The 4,381-nt window shown below is 42.4% G+C and carries 5 protein-coding genes; 1 reads left to right on the top strand and 4 read right to left on the bottom strand.

Annotation, left to right across the window (positions count from 1 at the left end; translation table 11 throughout):
• Positions 1 to 290 (top strand): dockerin type I repeat-containing protein (locus KQI64_RS08200; RefSeq protein ID WP_216524205.1); only part of this gene is annotated, 290 nt, incomplete at its 5' end.
• Between the two features lie 29 nt (positions 291 to 319).
• Here KQI64_RS08200 and KQI64_RS08195 read toward each other — a convergent pair.
• The 4 genes from KQI64_RS08195 to KQI64_RS08180 all read right to left on the bottom strand — a co-directional run bounded on the left by KQI64_RS08195 (position 320) and on the right by KQI64_RS08180 (position 3,636).
• The gene (locus KQI64_RS08195) at positions 320 to 784 is read right to left on the bottom strand and encodes a low molecular weight protein-tyrosine-phosphatase (RefSeq protein WP_216524204.1); all 465 of its coding nucleotides are present in this window, start codon (positions 782 to 784) and stop codon (positions 320 to 322) included.
• Positions 785 to 1,145: 361 nt separating this feature from the next.
• Positions 1,146 to 2,816: a recombinase family protein gene (locus KQI64_RS08190; RefSeq protein WP_216524203.1), complete on the bottom strand. Its 1,671-nt coding sequence runs from the start codon at positions 2,814 to 2,816 to the stop codon at positions 1,146 to 1,148.
• Between the two features lie 90 nt (positions 2,817 to 2,906).
• On the bottom strand, positions 2,907 to 3,110 hold the full coding sequence (locus KQI64_RS08185; RefSeq protein WP_216524202.1) for a transposon-encoded TnpW family protein: 204 nt from the start codon (positions 3,108 to 3,110) through the stop codon (positions 2,907 to 2,909).
• Between the two features lie 217 nt (positions 3,111 to 3,327).
• A complete protein-coding gene (locus tag KQI64_RS08180) occupies positions 3,328 to 3,636 on the bottom strand; it encodes a hypothetical protein (RefSeq protein ID WP_216524201.1) in 309 nt (102 codons plus the stop codon).
• Positions 3,637 to 4,381 lie beyond the last annotated feature (745 nt).

Below are 4,381 nucleotides of genomic sequence, written 5' to 3'. Positions count from 1 at the left end.
TTTCGCAGCTCAAAAATATGTATCCGGATATCAAAAACGTATATGACGAAAACGGCGGCGAGGTCACACGCGGCAAGCTGCGCACAGGATACCGTGCAGACTCCGCCTGCATTGTCATTCTCGGCGACCTCGACGGCAGCGGAACCATAAGCAGCAGCGATATGAAACTGCTGATGGAATATCAAATCGGCAAAGCTCAGCTCAGCGGAGCATTTCTCAAAGCCGCAGATTACAACAGCGACGGAACCGTTGACAACCGCGATTTGGTTCTGATATCCAAAAACAAATAATGCCTGCTCGCAAATTGAGCAGGCTGATTTTATTTATATCCCAGATATTCAAGAAAGCCCTCGCAGCCCTTTACTATGTCTGCGTAGGTGCGGTCAAAGTTGCCGCAGTACCACGGGTCCGCAATGCTTCCTCCGTCAGCAAACGACAGCAGCAGACGCAGCTTGCCGTCCTTGTCGGAACCGATTATCCTCATCGCGTTGCGCAGATTTGAGTTGTCCATGCAGAGAAGGTAATCGTAACGCGCATAGTCGCTTTTTCTGAGCTGAACGGCACGCTTGTCGCCGCAGGTAATCCCGTGTGCCGCAAGCTCCCGACGCGCCGGAGGATAGACCGGATTGCCCACGTCTCCCCAGATTTCCTCGGTACTTGTGGCTGAGGACGCAATCACAAAATCATCCGCGATACCGCGCCGCTTTACCATATCTTTAAGAATAAACTCAGCCATTGGGCTGCGGCAGATATTGCCGTGGCAGATAAACATCACTTTAATCATATTATCACCGACAAATAATTGAATAAAAAAAGAAAGATAAATTGAGATAAATAAAAAAGAGCACCTTTGGTACTCTTTTTCTTTGGAGCGGATGACGTGCGTTTGCTGTTCAAATCACTTTCATCTCGCATGATACGGCGTGTTGCGCTTGATATTTTCATCTGCGCCCTCGCTGAAAACAGTCCCCCGGACTGTTTTCTTAACGCTCGCCTTCGAGCCCCGTAATCCTATTGCTTGTTTCTATAATAAAAAAGAGCACCTTAGGGTGTACTTCGTAAGGAAGTTACACCCTAACGGGCGACTCTTGTAAAATCTAATGTATTTAACTACGGCACGGCTTTATGCTATGCCGTAGTTTTTGCTATGCAGACTTTTGTCTGCGCTGTTTCATTTTGGCTTGGAAGCCTTTTTCAAATTCTTCAGGTGTTTGGATATTGATAATACCAACGCCTTTGTAGTGAACGTCTATCAGTTGATACCGCTTGCCGTCGAGATAGTGTGGTGATGATACGACTATCTTTTCAATAAATTCGTTGACAAGCTCAGGTGTTAATTCCGTTGGGCTGGTAACCTTTTTCACTTTGGCAATGAATTTCTGCAAGCTTTCAGTTTTGTCGGTTTCGGCTGACAGGTAGGCTTCAAGCTCAGGTATCTTTGCCTTTAGCTCCTGCTGTTCGGTTTCATATCTTTTGCTGAACACTTCAAAGCGTTCGTCCGAAATCTTATGCGAGACGTTATCCTCATAGATTTTTAAGATGAGGTCATCGATTTCTGATATTCGCTTTTTAATTTTGTTCAGCTCACGGCGCTTGGTTGCTAACTCCTTGCGTTTTTCCTCTGTGTAGCAATCCATTTGCTTTCGAGCAAACTCTTTTTCGTAGGCTTGAACATTCAGAAACACCCTCTGCATATTTTCCAGCACCAACGAGTAGATCACTTTTTCTCTAATGTAGTGGGCTGAACATACGTCGGAGTTTTTGCGATAGGATGAACAGAAGAAGTACGCTTGATTTTCCTTATAGTTGTTGGTTGCGCTGTAATACAACTTCTCACCGCAGTCGGCGCAATAAACCAATCCCGAAAACATACTGACGATTCCTGTCCTTGTCGGTTTTCGCTTGTTCTTACGCAGTTCCCTTACAAGTTCAAAGGTTTCTCTATCAATAATAGCCGGATGGGTGTTTTCAAATACCAACCATTGTTCGGGCGGAAGCTCAACCTTCTTCTTGTTCTTGAAGGACTTGCGTTGGCTGCGGAAGTTGACCGTATCTCCGCAATACTCTTGTTTACCGAGAATATCGGCAACAGTAGCTGGGCACCAATGATACGGTACGCTTGGTGGTTTACCGCAGTTCCTACCAATGCTGATCCAGTATTCCGTCGGAGTCATCACTTTGTCTGCTTTTAGCTGTTTTGCAATCTGCGACGGTCCGAGTCCCGATACGCACATCTTGAATATACGCCTGACAATCTTGGCAGCCGGTTCATCTATAATCCATTCGTCTTTGTTGTCGGAATTTTTCATATATCCAAACGGTGGATTGGTGGTCAACGGTTTACCTGATTTGCCTTTGCTTTGAAATACTCTGCGCACTTTGTCACTGGTGTTCTTTGCGTGCCATTCGTTAAAGAGGTCTTGCATAGGTACAAGGTCGCTGATACCGTTCTTGGTGTCGATGTTATCCATGATGGCGATATAGCGAATGCCCATACGGTCAAATTCTTCTTCCATCAAGGCTCCAACTACCAAGCGGTTACGTCCGAGACGGGAATGGTCTTTGACAATCAGCGTTCCGATTTTTTCATTTTCGCCGAGCTTCATAATCTCGTTGAAGGCAGGACGGTCAAAGTTTGTACCCGAGAAGCCGTCGTCAATAAACAGGCGGGTGTTCTTGAAGCCGTTATCAGCGGCGTAGCGTTGTAATATTTCTGTTTGATTCTTGATTGAACCCGATACACCTTCATTCTCGTCATCGCGAGATAGCCGGCAGTATAAGGCTGTAATTTTGTCTTTATCTGACTGTTTACTCATTTTGCTCCTTTCCACAGTCGGATATGTCTTTGTAGGATAGTAATATCATAACATATCTAACCGCTAAATTCAACACTTTAACGTATTAAATTATTCGTTCTTTGATGTTATTCTTTTAACCGTGTCATATACGGTTGAGGTTGAGTTTTCGTTGAAATTGGTACGAACTATATAGATGGTGTTGTCAATTTCCTGCGTGTACTTTAACGTCTTGACATACATACCTCTGCTATACCAAGCCATCCGTTCCTTCGGAGTCATCTTGTCAAGCTTGTCATATAACTCGTCAAGCATATCGTTTAATTCGGTACGAATATTTAGCTCGTTACCTTGATCATCATAGTATTTCATTAGTTTTTTACCTTCTTTCTTAATAAACGGGTTTAGGGTGTCCCTATTGTTCTGAACTGTTTTTGCATAGCAGGAGTAAAAACAGTCTGCTTGTTTAGATGTGACATGGTTATTTTGTATTCTCATAGAACTGTAAACAAACCTGTCACCCTAACACTATTTATGGTTGTCTATGATAGCGAAGCTCAATGATTCTTCTGCGGTTTGTTCGCCGAAAATTCACATCAATACCGCTACTGCAATACAATTCAAAAGAATACTTATTGAGTAGTTTAGTAACTGTATTCGGCGGCGTAGTGGTATCGTTCATTTCGGTAAGCAGGTCAGTAGCTGTACCCATCCAGTAGTGCTTCCCGACCATAAATGCTCTTAACCTTCCGAAAAAAGGATGATTCTCCGTAAGTTTTGGATACCCCTCGCGGTTGGCTTTGCCCAGTGTCATAGCAACAATTAGTTGTCCTTTAGTCATATGATTTCCTTTCCGTCACTGACAATAGTGACTGTTTTGTGTTCGGTTTTCAATTATTTAAACACAACAAAAAGCCAAGTTATAATAAGGCTCATTCTCATACGAAAAAGGGTAAACTATCCCCTTGGTGTAAGAAGCCTTATATAACTTGACTTTAAATTATTCTATCCTTCTTTTGATAATTCAAAGTGCTTGTTGTAGTGTAAGCAAGATAAATCTTTGCTTATTGCAGCTCTTTAATCTTATGGATTATTCAGTTGTGGGTGTACGTTCTGTGTACAGTTATTATTATAAATGGTGACAGTTTAGTTGTCAATTAAAATCGTTCGACATATTGCGACGACGAGTTGATGTCACGTCTAAACAAGCAGTGTATTTGTACTCCCGACAGTACAAATACGCTATTAAGGAACACAGCGACCTGTTGTTAATAACTTGCTTAAATATTTTTGAAATAATTTCAAATTCATTTTTCATTTAAGGATTATTTAATAATTTCTCCGCTATACTTGATTTACAAGGTTCACAAAAGCGGATTTTGTGATACAATAATAGGCAGAAAAGGAGAAGGCGTATGTTTTTTGACATCTTAAAACGCGACCTGAAACGCAAAAAGACAATGAACGTTATCATACTGTTTTTTGTGATATTGTCGGTAATGTTTATTTCTTCAAGCGTGATGAACCTGACGGCGATGACGGGCTCGCTCGACAGCTTTTTTGATAAGGCAGGAGTAGGCGATTAT

It is taken from the genome of Lachnoclostridium sp. MSJ-17, from assembly GCF_018918205.1.
In the GTDB taxonomy this organism is placed as follows: Bacteria; Bacillota; Clostridia; order Oscillospirales; family Acutalibacteraceae; genus Ruminococcoides.
Note: the sequence above shows the minus strand (reverse complement) of the source record. Positions and strands in the feature narration are given on the sequence as shown.